Source organism: Paractinoplanes rhizophilus, from assembly GCF_042664765.1.
GTDB classification, from domain to species: domain Bacteria; phylum Actinomycetota; class Actinomycetes; order Mycobacteriales; family Micromonosporaceae; genus Actinoplanes; species Actinoplanes rhizophilus.
This window is the reverse complement of the sequence record NZ_JBHTBJ010000001.1, coordinates 442397-456459: the sequence shown is the minus strand read 5'-3', so window position 1 is coordinate 456459 and position 14063 is coordinate 442397. Positions and strand designations below refer to the sequence as shown.

Genomic DNA, 14063 nt, shown 5'->3' with positions numbered 1-14063 from the left:
CAAGAACCTCACTCGGTAGGAAACTGTCGTGACCCGGCACTCGGCGACCCGCGACAGGTCCTCAGCCGAGCGGGATCCGGCACGTCGCCGTCGTTCCGCCGCCCACGGGGCTGACCAGCTCGAACGTCCCTCCGAGCGCCGCGATCCGGTCCTTGAGTCCGACCAGCCCCGACCCCTTGCCCTCGTCCGCGCCCCCGGCCCCGTCATCGCGCACGACGAGCACGAGCGTGTCGTCGTCGACCGAAGCGTCGACCGCCACGACCGACGCCTCCGCGTGTTTCACCGCGTTGGTCACCATCTCCGAGACCACGTAGTACACGCCGACCTCCACCGGTTGCGGCAACCTTTCCGCCAGGTCGACGGAAACTTCCACGGGCACCGGCGAGCGCCGGCCGAGCGCCCGCAGCGCCGGCCGCAGCCCCGAGTCGGTCAGCACCGCCGGGTGGATTCCGCGGGAAAGTTCCCGCAACTCGTCGATCACCGTCGTGAGGTCGGCCGCCAGCTCGGGCAAGTTCGCGGCCTCGGCGGTGCGAAGCCGCAGCGACAGCGCGACGAGCCGCTGCTGCGCCCCGTCGTGCAGGTCCCGCTCGATCCGCCGGCGCGCCTCGTCGGCGGCCGCCACGATCCGGGCCCGGGAGCTGACCAGCTCGGCCCGGCTCTGCGCGTCGGCCACCGCGGTCGCCACCAGCTCGGTGAACTCGGCCATCCGCGCCTGCGAGTCCGGCGGCAGCCGATCCTCCGAGCAGACCAGGAACATGCCCCAGACCCGTCCGTCCACGTGGATCGGCGTGCCGAGAGCGTTGCCGTCCTGGGCGGGTCGCCCGGTGCCGCGAACCTTCGCGACCAGTTCGTCGGCCGGCGTCATCGCCCCCTCGACCGCGACGTCGGTCGCGCCGCCGTCGCGTTCGAAACGGATCAGCCGCGCGGTCCCGTTGCCGAAGTGCCGCAGCACTTCCCGGGTGACCGCCGCGAAGACCGACCGCGGCGACTCGCCCCGCGCGATGAGCAGGGCGAGCCGCCGCAGCGACGCCTGGGTTTCGGCGAGGTCGCCCCGGGCCCGCTCGGCGGCGAGCGCGCGCCGTCCGGCCGAGGTGGTGACCGAGCCGACGATCACCGCCATCACGATGAACAGCCCGAGCACCGCATACGCCGCGTCGTTCAGGTCGCGCAGCGGCGGCAGGAAGTACCAGTCGTAGGCCAGGATCGCCGCGACGCCGCTGGGCAGGGCGTAGAGGATCCCCGCCGCGCGCGCGATCCCGAGCACCACCAGCAGCAGGGCCAGGCCCATCACCAGGTCGGGAACGTGCCCGCGCGCCGCCGAGCAGACGAGCGCGGAGACGACGAACGCGCCCACGCCCGCGACGATCGCCAGCGCGACCTCGACCGGGAACGGAAGGCGGGATCGCACGCGTCAGGCGGCCCGTTCGGTGAGCCGGATGACCGGCATCTCGCGGTCGGTCTTCCGCTGATAGCCCGCGAAACGCGGCGCCGCCTCGCTGATCTTCTGCCAGGCCTGGTCGCGCTCGGCGCCGGAAAGTTGCGCCGCCGTGACCGGAACTTTCCGCCCGCCGATCTCGATGGTCACGTCCGGATTTGCGGCGAGGTTGTAGTACCAGGCCGGGTTGCCGGCCGCGCCGTTGGCGGACGCCACGACCAGCCAGGTGCCGTCGCCGCCCGGAAAGCTGCGGACCGGGGTTTCGCGGGCGGCGCCGCTCTTGCGTCCCACGGTCGTCAAGACCAGCATCTCGCCGGCCTTGCCGCCGCGGATTCGCTTGATCGTCATCCGGTTGGCCCATTTCAGCAGCGCGCCGCGGGGCTGACGGGCGCCGTGCGTGCCCTTGCGGGTGGTGTCGAAGCCCAATGCGATCTCCTCGCCTCACCGGCCGGGGTGCGGCCGTCCCGCTGCGATTCTGCTCGATGACTTTCGCGTACGCGACAGCCGCCGTGAAAAGCTTCGGCCTGGCCCTGTCCCTACCAGCCTGGACACGGCCTCCCTCCGCGGGCCGAGCCCCGGCACGCTGGAGGCATGGTGGTTTTCGGTTTCGGCATGCACAGCGGCTTCGCCGACCTGACGGAGCTGACCCGGATGGTGCGGCAGGCGGATGACGACGGGCTCGACCTGTTCTCCCTGTCCGACCATCCCTATCTGGGCGCGCGGCTCGACGCGTACGCGAGCCTGGGTTTTCTCTTGGGAAGCACCCGGCGGATAGCCGGCTTCGCCAACGTCACCAACGTGCCGCTGCGCCCGGCGCCGATGCTGGCGCGCACCGTGACGTCGCTGTCGGCCCTTTCCGGCGGCCGGGTCGTGCTGGGGGTGGGCGCGGGCGGCCTGTGGGAGCGGATCACCGCGATGGGTGTGCCGCGACTTTCCCCGGCCGACGCGGTGGCCGCCTTCGAGGAAGCCGTGCTCGTCATCCGCATGCTCTCCGGAGGCGGCGCCCCGGTAACTTTCCACGGCACTTTCCACTCGCTCGACGAAATCGAGCCGTCGACCGTTTCCGCCCCCGAGATCTGGACCGGCTCGGTCGGGCCGCGCTCGCTCGCCGCCACCGGACGGGTCGCCGACGGCTGGATCCCCGGCCACGCCGCCGACTGGCGGAGCCCGCGCTTTCTGTCGTCGCGCCCGATCATCGACGAGGCCGCCGCGGCGGCCGGCCGGGACCCCCGCTCGATCCGCACCGTCTTCAACTTTCCCGGCCGCATCACCGACCGGCCGCTCACCCGGACGAGGAACCCCGAGGGGCGCTGGATCGGCGGCTCGGCCGACCAGTGGATCGAGGAGCTGACCGGCGCGGTCCTCGATCACCACGCCTCGGGCTTCATGCTCTTCTCTCCGCAGGGTGGCGCCGCCGACGAACTTTCCCTCAGGCGCTGGGCCAACGAGATCGTCCCGGCGGTGCGCGCCGCGGTTAATCCGTTGCGCACATCGCGCGGCGAAGGCTGACTGCACGGATGCCGCTGGATTTCGCTGCCTCCTATGACGAGCTGAACCCGGGCCGCGACGACCATCTCTTCTACTTGGCGCTCGCCGCCGAGACCGGAGCGACGCGGGTGCTCGACCTCGGATGCGGCACCGGGACACTGACGCGGGCCTTGGCGGCGGCGGGCCGCAGCGCCGTGGGGATCGACCCCGACGCCTCGATGCTCGCCGTCGCCCGCGAACAACCCGGCGCCTCGCCGGTCGACTGGCGGCTCGGGTTCAGCGACCGAGCCGACACCGGCTCGGCGGATCTCGCCGTCATGACCGGCCACGCGGCGCAAGTTTTCCGCGATGACGCCGAATGGGCCCGCACCCTGGCCGACCTGCACCGGGCGCTCGTCCCCGGCGGGGTGCTGGCCTTCGAGTCCCGCAATCCGGCCGCCCGCGCCTGGGAGCGCTGGACACGCGAGCAGACGCTGCGTCTCGTCGGCCCGGTCGAGTTCTGGCACGAGACCGCGTGGGTGTCGCTGCCGCTGGTCGCCTACGACACCCGTACCCGTGACCAGCGCACCGGCGCGGAGACCGCGGACCGCGACATCCTCGCCTTCCGCGCCGGGCCGGCGCTGGTCGACTCGCTCGACGACGCGGGCTTCACCGTCACGCACCGATACGGCGACTGGGAGCGCGCTCCGCTGGCCGCCGAGTCGCCCGAGATCATCCTGGTCGCCCGGCGGCGCTGACGACTACTGGGGGACGTTCCACGCCTTCGCGCTGACATTCAGCACGCCGGTGTTGTTGTCGACCGTGATCGCGTCGATGGTGACGAACGCCAGCTTCTGGCTGATGCCTTGCGTCGCCGCGGCGTCCTGCGAGGTGAGGAAGCACAGTGTCATGCCGCGGGTAGGTGCGATCGGCGATCGTCCCGGATCCGTCCGGATAGTTTCCAGGCAGTCGGCCGGCGTCGCGCTCGCGCCGGGGACGACGGCGAACGGCAGTTTTGTATCGATCTTGCCGGGGTCGCAGCCCGCGTAGCCGAACTCGCCGGTCTCGGCGACCGCCCCGACGCGGGGTTCGTCGAGATCAACAAGAGCGTAGTTGTCCGGCCACCTGCACCCCTCCGAGCGGATCTTGAGCTTCTCGCCCTCGTACGCGACCTCGAACTTCGCGGTCGGGCTGATGTCGCCCGGGGAGGCCGACGTCGCCGGATCGGCCGCCTGGCCGGTCGCCGGATCGGCCGCCGGGTCGGTGGTTTCGGCGGCGGACGGGTCCCCGGCCGGCGTGCCGGCGGGATCGTCGGGGGTCGGGGTCGCGACCGAGTTCATGGCCGCGGGAGCCGGCGCGCCGCCGGCGCTCGCGGCCAGCGTGACGGCCTGGTCGCTGCGGCCAAGGGCGAGGGCCGCGAGGGCAGCGCCGGAGAGTCCGAAGACCAGGGCGATCACCGCGACCACCAGCGTGGCGATCTGGAGGCCGCTCCGAGGCGTGGCCGCCGGTATTGCCGGCGAGGGTCCGGCGGGAACGGCCTGCGTGGCCTGTGTCGGCGGGCTGGCCGGCGGAGCGGGTGGGCGTCCGGGCGCGGCGGGGATGGCCTGTGTGGTCTGTGCCGCAGGGCCGGCCGGCGACGCGGGCGGGCGTCCGGGCACGGCGGGGACGGCTTGCGTCGGCGATGCGGGCGGGCGTCCGGGCACCGCCGGGGTGGCTTGCGTCGGCGACGCGGGCGGGCGTCCGGGAACGGCGGCGGAAGCGTGTGCCGACGCCTGGGAATGCGGTGGGAAAGGGCCTGGAGGATTCGACACCTGAGTCGCTCCCTTGTGGATTCGCCTAGGAATGGACGAGGCTGGGATTTCCGAGAGTGAGCTCACTTTCGGGTGATTCGCAGATAAGCTGGATTCGCATCTTCTCGACGCCCTCGAAGGGTACGTACAGCCGATCCTGAGGTCCCCTTTTCAGGGTACGGTTCGCCACTTCCCGGCCGTCCGAGAAGATCTTTATCTGTACGCGGCTGTCGGCGTCGGGCGCTTTCGAGACGGTCAGATTCGTCGCCAGGCTCGTGTATCGGTTCAGCAGGTCGTATTCGACCGTGCGCTGCCGATCGGACGATTGGCCGCTGGCACACGGCATCGTGAGGTTTCCGGCACCCGCGTGAATGTACGCCGCCCCGGCGACCGGCCGGAGCTGCGACAAAGGGACGCGTTCTCCACCCGCCGCGGCCGGCCCGCCGGAACCGGCGTCGCCGATCGCGTCGCCCGTGTTCGCGCCGGCTGTGTCCGCGGCGGCCGTGTTCGCGGCGGCCGGCGGGCGCCCAGTCTCCTCGGAGGAGTGCGGTTGTATCCAGGCGAAATAAGCGAACACCGCGGCCACGATGGCGACCACGACGCCGATCGCGCCCAGGGCCACCTGCATCCAGGACGCCGCGTCCGCCGCGGCCGCGGCGTGCTCTGCCGGCGGCGTACGGGAACCGGGGTTGCCGTTGATTTTGCGGTCCTTCAAGGGCATGAGTGGCTCACACGTGCCGGACGATCGAGCCCGCCATGCGGTCGTGCAGGGTGCGCTGCCGGTCGCCGAAGACCATGAAGGCGTCGACCCAGAAGTAGATTCCGCACGTCACGGCGTCGAGCAGCCAGGCGAGCAGGCCGTCGAGGAAAATTTCGCGAAACGCCGTGCGGCCCCATCCGAACGCCTCGCCGGTGTGCACGTCGGCGATCACGTGGCCGAGCAGGCTCTTCGCGGGTGTCTGGCCGTTCGCCCAGGTGACGCAGGACCAGATCAGCCAGCCGATGCCGAGGGTGACCACGAAGAGCAGGCCGTCGAGCAGGCGCGCACCGAGCCGGCCGCCCGCCGAGACCAGAATGAACCCGTAAGGATTAACCGGAATGGGTGGAGCCGTCGGCGAATAAGGCATCGGCGCCCCACGATAGGGCTGAATCGCCTGACCGGCCGGTGGGTAATAGGGTTGCGCATAGGGGTATGCGGGCCGATACGTTTCGCCCTCGTGCGGTTCTGTCATGTGATCGAGCGCCCTCGTGAAAGGAAGAATGTGGAATCACGCTGATCCAGATCTTGGATGCGCGATATCCGCCGCTCGGCCGTTCAATGTGTCCGGTCGGTCCATTGGCGCGGTGGTCGCTCGCCGAGGGCACGGGCAATCGCCGGTCGCTGCGGGGCCGGATGTCCACAAGCTCATCGACGAAACGATCGCCGCTACTGCCGCGGTCGCTTCGCCGACGACCGCGGGATTCTGCTTTCACGTTCGGGGGCCGGCGATTTCGTGGGCAGATCGTCGGCCGGTGCGAGCCGCCCGGCCAAGCGGCTCGTCCCACGACGAAAGTTTCCAAGGTTCCGGCATGCGCGCCGATGGCGGATCCTGGGTGTCGTGAAGGTGGTTGTCGAGGGGACACGCGCGCTCTCGTTCGCCGACGGGTCACCGGTGCGGGCCGCGTCGGCGATCGTGTCGTTCGGGGACGGCTGGCTTGTCGTTCAGGACGACGCGACCCATGCCGCCTGGGTGCGGCCGTCCGGAATCACGCCGGTGCGGGTGACCGACGCCGTCGAGGGCCTCGACCTGTTCGGCGAGGCGGCGGGGACCAAGCACCTCAAACCCGATTTCGAGGCGGCCTGCCCGATCGGGGACGCGGCGCTGCTGCTCGGCTCGGGCTCGTCGCCGGCCCGGATGCGGGGCTCGCTGGTGCGGCTCGACGCCGACGGAGAGCCAGGCTTCACCGGCGCGAACCTCTCGCGGGTCTATCGCGACGTCGCGGCGGCCATGGGCCTGACGGATCAGCTCAACCTCGAGGGCGCGTGCGTGCTCGGGGACCGGCTGCGGTGGTTCCAGCGGGCCAACCGGGCGGCCGGAGCGCCGACGGTGTCGGTGGACATCGACCTGGAAACATTGCTGGCAACTTTCGAGGGCCGGGACCGAAAGGTGACGATCGCGAATGTCCGCCGCTACGCGCTCGGGGACGTCGGCGGGGTGGCGCTCGGGGTCACTGACGCGGTCCCGGCCGGCGACGGGCTGGTGCTGGTCAGCGCGGTCGCCGAGGACACGTCCAACGCGATCGACGACGGCCCCCTCGCGGGAGCGGCCCTGTTGCTGCTGGACGACGAAGGCGTACGGGACAGGGGTCTGCTGAGTGCCAAGGTGGAGGGCCTGACTTTCGCCGGGACGACGCTGCTGGCGGTGGTCGACGCGGATGACCCGGCCGCGCCCTCCCAGCAGTTGACGCTCAAGGTCACTTACTAAGCAGCGCCCGCGCCGGAGTCAGCGCCCGCGCCGGAGTCAGCGCCCGCGCCGGAGTCAGCGCCCGCGCCGGAGTCAGGACCTCGTTCCGGCCCCGACTCCGGCAGAGCCGCAAGGGTCCGCGGCCGCTGCGGTCGTCAGGCCGTGACGGCGAAGCCGCCGGTCCACGAAATTTTCTCGCCGGCGGCCAGCGTGATCTGCAGGAAGGCGAGCGCCTCCAGCTCACGCGCCCGCTTGAGCGACCCGGCGTCGATGGCCTTGAGGCCGGCAGCGGCGACCACGCCGGAGAGCAATGCCTTGGCGTTCGCGTCGTCGCCGGCGATCAGAACGGTGGTGGTCTCGGCGCCGATGCTGCCGGAGGCGAGGGTGCCGCCGAAGTTGGTGTTGAAGGCCTTCAGGACCCGCGCGTCCGGCAGCGCCGCGGCGATCTCGGCGGCCGCCGAGCTGTCGGCCGGCACGGTGAGGCCGTCGAAGGTGGCGAAGTCGATCGGGTTGGTGATGTCCACCACGACCTTGCCGGCGAGCTGGTCACCGCGCTGGGCAAGAACGGTCGCGACCGACGGGTACGGCACGGCGAGCACCACGATGTCGCCGGTGACGGCCTGGCCGGCGTGCGAGGTGTTGAGCAGCTCGACCTCGTTGCCGCCCTTGGCCGCGATGCCCGCGATCGCCTGGCCCATGTTTCCGCTGCCGATGATGCTGATCTTCGCCACGATGACCTCCTGGAGACAATTGGTTGTAGAAACAACTATCGCACGACGACGTAGTTGTAGCAACAACCAATGCGCCTGTCAGAATGTGATCGTGGATACGCGATGGCTCGACACGGGGGAGATGGCGGCCTGGGTGCGGCTGGCCGCGGTGCTGGAGCTGTTGCCCGCCGCGCTGGACGCCCAGCTACGGCGCGACGCCCAACTCACGCACTTCGACTACTACGTGCTCGCGATGCTCTCCGAGGCCCCGCAGCGCACGCTCCGGATGACCGCCCTGGCCGAGCGCACCACCGCGACACTTGCCCGGCTCTCGCACGTCGTGCAGCGCCTCGAGCAGCGCGGCCTGCTCGAGCGGTTCCCCTGCCCGGAGGACCGGCGAGCGACGAACGCCCGCCTCACCGCGGCCGGCTGGGAAAAGGTCGAGGAAAGCGCGCCGGGCCACGTCGCGACCGTTCGCGAGTACGTGATCGATGCGCTCACCCGTGAGCAGGTGGTCCAGCTGGCGGCCATCGCCGACGCCGTCCTGCACCGCCTCGACCCGGACGGCGCCCGCTCGGCGATCTACGAGAGGTACGACCGCTGAAGGGTCACCTCCGCGTGCCGGGGCCCGCCGGCGCTGATCGAGAAGGGAGCGCCGGAAATTTCGTAGTCGCCGAGGAACCCGCGCACCGTCAACTTTCCGTCCGCGTCGGTGCGCATCTCGGTCGGTGACAGCCACCACTCGTCCTTGATGAGCGATTCGAGCGCATCGTACGACGGCTTTCGCGAGCCGTCCGCCCGCACCAGCCCGATCGGCGCGCCGAGCCAGGCGCCTTCGTCGGTCAGCCCCCAGTAGTTGATGCCCTGCACGGCCGGGTGCTCGACCAGTGTGCGGTAGTGCCGGACGATCTCGTAGGCCTGGCGGGCCTCGCCGACCGGCGTGCTCGGCCAGGACGAGATCTGGTAGTCGTTGAGGTCGACGATCTCCTTCGGCATCAGGTGGCCGGAGACCAGGCTCGTCTCGGTCATGTACAGCGGCAGGCCGAAGCGGGCGAACCGGTCGAGCACCCCCTGGGTGTAATCCTCGCCCCGATAACCCTGGTGCATATGGGTCTGCAAGCCGATCGCATCGACCTCGATACCGGCCTCGAGAACACCTTCGATCAAGCACTCGTACGCCGAGCTCAGGTCGAAGTCGTTGAGGACGAGCGTGGCCGACGGGTTGGCGGCGCGCGCCTCCTCGAACGCCATCCGCACCATCGCGATGCGACCGCGGTCGCGAGCCAGCGGGGTGATGGCGTTCTCGCCGTTCGCGAAGACCGGCATGATCACGGCCTCGTTGATCGCGTCCCAGGTGTCGATCAATCCGGCGAACCGACCCACCACCTCGCGGATCCTGTCCCGGACCCGGCGCTCGACCTCGTCCAGCTCCATCCCGAGCAGCCAGGACGGCTGCACCGTGTGCCACAAGAGCGGGTGACCCTTGACCGTGACGCCCTGATCGGCGAACCAGCGTGCCACTTTCTCGAGCCGGACGGCGTCCGTCTTGCCCGGTAGCGGCTCATATCTGCCCCAATAGAAGGGCAAAGTCGCGGTGTTGAAGAGGTTCGTCCACAGCCCCGCGAGGACGTCGAGCCCCGGCCCCCTGTGGATAACTCCGCCGAAGCTCTCCACGTCGTCTATAACTTCCGGATCGGGCCCGCCGACGAGCGGAACGAAATCGAAGCCGATGTTGCCGAAGGCGAACGCGTGCCGTTGCTGGGCGACCGTCAGGAGACGGTCGGCGACCGGACGGCGGTCGGGTCCGAGCACGGTGAGCGTTACCTCGCCGTAGCGATGATCGAGAGTCGACATCATGGAAACTTTCTCTAGAGATTGCGAAAGTGTCGTGGAAAATCGCAGCATAGGTAGGTCCGCTCAACGCCGTCAACGGCGCGGAATCGCACAGACAGGCTCGATGCACATGCCCGGCAAACCCCGCGCCGTCACGCAGGCCGAAATCGCCAAGCAAGCCAGCACCACCGTGCCCACAGTGTCCAAGGTTCTCAATGGCAGGCCCGGCGTCTCGGACGAGCTGCGGGCCCAGATCGAGGCCGTGGTCCAGCGGCTGGGGTACCAGCAACCGGCCCGGAAGCAGCAGAGCGCGCGCCTGATCGAGGTGCTCTGCTACGAGATCGACAGCCCGTTCGGCAGCGAGGTGGTGGCACACATCGAGCAGGCCGCCCGGCAGAGCGGCTTCGGTATGGTGCTGACCGGCTCGAACGCCGACAACCGGCCGCATCCGGGGTGGGTCGACGACGTGGTGGGCCGGCAGCCCGTCGGCGTTGTCCTCATCGCCTGCCGGCTGTCCGAGGCCGACCGGAAGATGTTGCGCTCGCGCAACATCCGGATCGTGGCCATCGACCCCGCCGGCACCCCGGCGCCCGACATCCCGTCGATCGGCTCCGCCGACTGGAAGGGCGGCTACCTGGCCACCCGCCACCTGATCGACCTGGGGCACCGCCGGATCGGGATCATCACCGGCCCAGCCGACATGATGGCCTCGACCGCCCGCCAGTCCGGGTACACCGCGGCGCTCGAGGCGGCGGGCATCCCGATCGAGCCCTCGCTCATCCGGCCGGGCCAGTTCCACCATGCCGACGGCCTGGCCGAGGGCCTCGCGCTGTTGTCACGCCCGGACCGGCCCACCGCGATCTTCGCCTCCTCCGATCTGTACGCGCTGGGCGTCTACGAGGCGGCCCGCTCGCTGGGCATCGGCATCCCCGACGAGCTGTCCGTGGTGGGCTACGACGACCTCCGGATCGCGCAGTGGGCCGGGCCGCCGCTGACCACGGTGCACGTCCCGCTGGCGAGGATGGCTCAGGACGCTGTGCACCTGATCCAGCGGCTCGGCGAGGAACCCGAGCTGAGCTCCAGCCGGACCGACATCGAGACCACGCTGGTGGTCCGGGCGAGCACGACCGTCCCAACGAAAGTTTCCAACTGAACAAGAAACATTGACGCGCAAGTTTCGTGCGGCCTAGCCTCGGGCAACAGCCAGGGCGGTCCCGGCCACTGGTCCGGACCGCCCTCTTACTTTCCCGACGCCCGCAAGCTCCATGAGAAGTGGAGAGGGTCCCATGCGCCTTCTGCCCGTCCTCGCCGCCGCGACTTTGGCCATTTCCGCCCTCACCGCTTGCGGTGGCGGATCCGACAACTCCGCCGACGCCGGGAGCGCGACCTCCGGCACCGTGAACTGGTGGGGCTGGACGCCGACCGACAACGCGACGGCCGACACCTACATCGCCGCGTTCAACCAGAAGTATCCGGACATCAAGGTCAACTTCAAGCTGGTCAGCATCTCCGACTGGGTGGCCGCGCTGCGTCCCGCGCTCGCCTCCGGCAACGGCCCCGACGTGTTCGACATGCAGCCCGGGGCGTACGTGTCGCAGTTCAAGTCCTTCGCGGTCGACCAGACGAAACTGGCCGAGGACGCGCTCGGCGCCGACTGGAAGTCCAAGGTCGCGCCGATCGGCATCAGCGGGCTCTCCGCCGACGGCAAGCTCACCGCGCTCTCGGTGGGCTCGGTCTACGCCGGCATGCTGTGGATCAACGGCGACATCTTCAAGAAGTACGCGCTGCAGCCGCCCACCACGCTCGCCGAGTGGGAGCACGTCTGCGACGTCCTCAAGCAGAACAAGGTCGGCTGCTTCGTGCAGGGCGCCGCGCAGGAGGGCTTCGACCAGGACACGCTGCAGTCCATCGCCAACTCGGTGCAGCCCGGACTCTGGACGAAAGTTTCCACCGGCGACGCCAAGTGGACCGATCCCGGCATCGTGAAGACCTTCGAGATCTGGAAGCAGCTCTTCGACAAGGGGATCATGCAGCCCGGCGCGGTCGGCTACCAGCAGTACCCGGACGCCAACAACGACTTCCTCACCGGCAAGTACGGCATGGTCATGATGGGCACCTGGTACACCCAGTACGCCACGAAGAAGGCGATGACCGCCGCGCTCGGCGCGGCCGGGGTCAGCGGCGCGAAACCTTTCCCGATTCTGCCGATCGCCTTCCCGGACGTCGCCGGCGCCGGCAACACCAGCGAGATGTACGGCGACGCCGACTTCGGCCTGGCGATCTCGACCAAGGCGAAATCGCGGGCGGCCGCGGAAACTTTCGTGAAGTGGATGGCCACCTCCGCCGAGGGCCAGCAGGCGATCGCGAACCAGTTGAACGACCTGCCCGCGCTCAAGGGCGTCGAGCCCGACTTCGGCAGTATCGAGCTGGTCGACCCGGCCGCGCAGAAGCAACCGGTGGAGCAGCTGATCGAGAAGGCCGGCGACGTCACGGAACCGCGTGAGGCGCTGCTCAACGCCGACGTGCAGACCGGCATCCTGGCCGCGGCCACCTCGGTCGCGACCGGCAAGGCGACCCCCGCCGACGCGGCCAAGACCCTCCAGCAGGCCGCCGAGGCCGCGGGAGTGACCTTCAAGTGACCGCGTCGTCCACGCTGACGCGCCCCGGGCGAGCCGCGGTGAGCGGCGCCGGCCGGCCGGGGCGCCGCGGCCCCCGCCGGCCGCCGGGCCTGCCCTGGATCCTCCCCGCGCTGGTGCTGAGCGTCGGGCTGATCTATTACGGCATCGGCTACACCGGCTACATCTCCACGCTGAACTGGGACGGCATCAGCCCCGGCCCGGAGAGCGTCGGCGCCCGGAACTACACGCGGATCGTGCACGACCCGGTCTTCTGGGCCGCGGTGCGGCACACCGTGGTCTTCTTCGTGGTGACTTTCGCGATCCAGACGCTGCTCGGTCTGGCGTTCGCAGTCATGGCGCACTCCCGGCTGCGGCTGGCCGGCCTCTACAAGGTGATCGTGTTCATCCCGGTCGTGCTCGCGCCGGCCATCATGGCGCCGGTCTTCCGGCACATGTTCGCCCCCGACGGCGAACTCAACGCGGTGCTTTCGCACATCGGGCTCGGCGCGCTGGCCCAGCCCTGGATCGGCCAGACCAGCACCGCGCTGCCGGTGATCATGTTCATCACGATCTGGCAGTGGACCGGCGTCACGTTCGTCCTCTACTACGCGGCGATGACACAGGTCGACCCGTCGATCCTCGAGGCCGCCCGGATGGACGGCGCCGGAAACTTGCGCGCGCTGCGCAGCATCATCTGGCCGGAGCTGCGCGGCACCACGGTCGCGCTCGCCATCCTCGGCGCGATCGGCGCGCTGAAGACGTTCGACGTGCCGTACCTGGTCACGATCGGCGGGCCCAATTACGCCACCGAGTTCCTCGGCACCTACATCTATCGGCAGACCATCCCGCTCGCGCACGTCGGGTACGGGGCCGCGCTCTCCATCATCCTGCTGGTGGTGGCACTGCTCATGGCCCTCGTTCTGCAACTCGCCGGGCGCGAGCGGGATGCGGGGCGGCGCTGATGTTCGAGATCCGCTCCCGCGCCGGCCGCATCGTGCTGCAGATCGTGGCCACCGCCCTCGTGGTGCCGTACCTGTTCCCGCTGATCGTGATGGTCAAGGGCGCCCTCGCCGGCGAGGGCGTCGGAAACTTTCGGGCGGTCCTCGGTGTGCCCGGCTTCGCCCGCTTCTTCGTAAACAGCGTGATCATCGCGGCCGCGGTCATCGTGCTGGTCTACGCCGTGACGATGATGGCGGCGTTCGGTTTCGCGAAACTGCACATCCGCTTCCGCGAGGTCTATTTCTGGCTGCTCCTGGCCTGCCTGACCTTGCCCGAGGTGGTCCTGCTGGCGCCGCTTTTCGCGACCGACACGAAACTCGGGCTCTACGACACCTACTGGGCGGTGATCCTGCCGCTCGCGGCGCTGCAGGTGCCGTTCGCCGTGCTGCTCACCCGCAACTTCATCAACAGCCTGCCGGACGAGCTGTTCGAGGCGGCCCGGGTCGACGGCGCGAACTCGTTCCGCGGCTTCCGCTACCTGGTCATCCCGCTGACCCGGCCGATCGCCGCCGCGGTGCTGATCTTCACGCTGGTGGCGGCGTGGAACGACTACCTCATGCCGCTGGTGTTCCTGCAATCCCCGAGCCTGCAGACCATCACCCTGGTTCCCCAGTTCTTCGTGGGGGAATTCAGCAACGACCAGACGAAGATCCTCGCCTCCGCCGTCATCACCGCGATCCCCGAGATCGTCGCGTACCTCAGCCTCCAGCGCCTCTTCGAGCGCGGCCTCTCGGCCGGCGCCATCAAGTGAAAGTACAGGTGACATC

At 69.8% G+C, this 14063-nt stretch carries 15 protein-coding genes; 8 read left to right on the top strand and 7 right to left on the bottom strand.

Annotation, left to right across the window (positions count from 1 at the left end):
• Positions 1-61: 61 nt before the first annotated feature.
• Positions 62-1408 carry an ATP-binding protein gene (locus ACFQS1_RS02025; RefSeq protein WP_378964149.1) on the bottom strand — a complete coding sequence of 449 codons (1347 nt, stop codon included), beginning with the start codon at positions 1406-1408 and terminating at the stop codon, positions 62-64.
• Between the two features lie 3 nt (positions 1409-1411).
• Entirely contained in the window at positions 1412-1861 is a 450-nt protein-coding gene (locus ACFQS1_RS02020; RefSeq protein WP_378964148.1) for a nitroreductase family deazaflavin-dependent oxidoreductase, read from the bottom strand.
• Positions 1862-2026: 165 nt separating this feature from the next.
• On the opposite strand from ACFQS1_RS02020, the gene ACFQS1_RS02015 reads away from it, so the two are divergent.
• On the top strand, positions 2027-2944 hold the full coding sequence (locus ACFQS1_RS02015; RefSeq protein ID WP_378964147.1) for an LLM class flavin-dependent oxidoreductase: 918 nt from the start codon (positions 2027-2029) through the stop codon (positions 2942-2944).
• 8 nt (positions 2945-2952) lie between these two features.
• A complete protein-coding gene (locus ACFQS1_RS02010; RefSeq protein ID WP_378964145.1) occupies positions 2953-3660 on the top strand; it encodes a class I SAM-dependent methyltransferase in 708 nt (235 codons plus the stop codon).
• A gap of 3 nt (positions 3661-3663) precedes the next feature.
• On the opposite strand, the gene ACFQS1_RS02005 is transcribed toward ACFQS1_RS02010, so the two are convergent.
• The 3 genes from ACFQS1_RS02005 to ACFQS1_RS01995 all read right to left on the bottom strand — a co-directional run bounded on the left by ACFQS1_RS02005 (position 3664) and on the right by ACFQS1_RS01995 (position 5819).
• Positions 3664-4368: a hypothetical protein gene (locus tag ACFQS1_RS02005; protein ID WP_378964144.1), complete on the bottom strand. Its 705-nt coding sequence runs from the start codon at positions 4366-4368 to the stop codon at positions 3664-3666.
• A gap of 370 nt (positions 4369-4738) precedes the next feature.
• Positions 4739-5413, bottom strand: coding sequence for a hypothetical protein (locus ACFQS1_RS02000; RefSeq protein ID WP_378964143.1), 675 nt, complete (start codon positions 5411-5413; stop codon positions 4739-4741).
• Positions 5414-5420: 7 nt separating this feature from the next.
• Positions 5421-5819, bottom strand: a complete 399-nt coding sequence (locus ACFQS1_RS01995; protein WP_378964142.1) for an RDD family protein — start codon at positions 5817-5819, stop codon at positions 5421-5423.
• Between the two features lie 471 nt (positions 5820-6290).
• Between ACFQS1_RS01995 and ACFQS1_RS01990 the strand changes: the two genes are divergently transcribed.
• Positions 6291-7157, top strand: coding sequence for a DUF6929 family protein (locus ACFQS1_RS01990; protein ID WP_378964141.1), 867 nt, complete (start codon positions 6291-6293; stop codon positions 7155-7157).
• A gap of 134 nt (positions 7158-7291) precedes the next feature.
• Here ACFQS1_RS01990 and ACFQS1_RS01985 read toward each other — a convergent pair whose 3' ends face one another.
• Complete coding sequence (locus ACFQS1_RS01985; RefSeq protein WP_378964139.1) at positions 7292-7867, bottom strand: NADPH-dependent F420 reductase; 576 nt, start codon at positions 7865-7867, stop codon at positions 7292-7294.
• 91 nt (positions 7868-7958) lie between these two features.
• On the opposite strand from ACFQS1_RS01985, the gene ACFQS1_RS01980 reads away from it, so the two are divergent.
• Positions 7959-8450, top strand: a complete 492-nt coding sequence (locus tag ACFQS1_RS01980) for a MarR family winged helix-turn-helix transcriptional regulator (protein WP_378964138.1) — start codon at positions 7959-7961, stop codon at positions 8448-8450.
• Here the strand turns inward: ACFQS1_RS01980 and ACFQS1_RS01975 are convergent.
• Positions 8429-9700: an endo-1,4-beta-xylanase gene (locus ACFQS1_RS01975; protein ID WP_378964137.1), complete on the bottom strand. Its 1272-nt coding sequence runs from the start codon at positions 9698-9700 to the stop codon at positions 8429-8431. The two genes, ACFQS1_RS01980 and ACFQS1_RS01975, sit on opposite strands and share 22 nt — an antisense overlap.
• Before the next feature lie 109 nt (positions 9701-9809).
• Between ACFQS1_RS01975 and ACFQS1_RS01970 the strand changes: the two genes are divergently transcribed.
• From ACFQS1_RS01970 to ACFQS1_RS01955, 4 genes are all read left to right on the top strand, one after another.
• Complete coding sequence (locus ACFQS1_RS01970; protein ID WP_378964136.1) at positions 9810-10832, top strand: LacI family DNA-binding transcriptional regulator; 1023 nt, start codon at positions 9810-9812, stop codon at positions 10830-10832.
• A 133-nt stretch (positions 10833-10965) separates the two neighbouring features.
• On the top strand, positions 10966-12318 hold the full coding sequence (locus tag ACFQS1_RS01965; RefSeq protein WP_378964135.1) for an ABC transporter substrate-binding protein: 1353 nt from the start codon (positions 10966-10968) through the stop codon (positions 12316-12318).
• Positions 12315-13259, top strand: a complete 945-nt coding sequence (locus ACFQS1_RS01960) for a carbohydrate ABC transporter permease (protein WP_378964134.1) — start codon at positions 12315-12317, stop codon at positions 13257-13259. The genes ACFQS1_RS01965 and ACFQS1_RS01960 overlap by 4 nt, the downstream gene beginning before the upstream one ends.
• A complete protein-coding gene (locus ACFQS1_RS01955; protein WP_378964132.1) occupies positions 13259-14047 on the top strand; it encodes a carbohydrate ABC transporter permease in 789 nt (262 codons plus the stop codon). Before ACFQS1_RS01960 ends, ACFQS1_RS01955 begins: the two co-directional genes overlap by 1 nt.
• Positions 14048-14063: the final 16 nt, after the last annotated feature.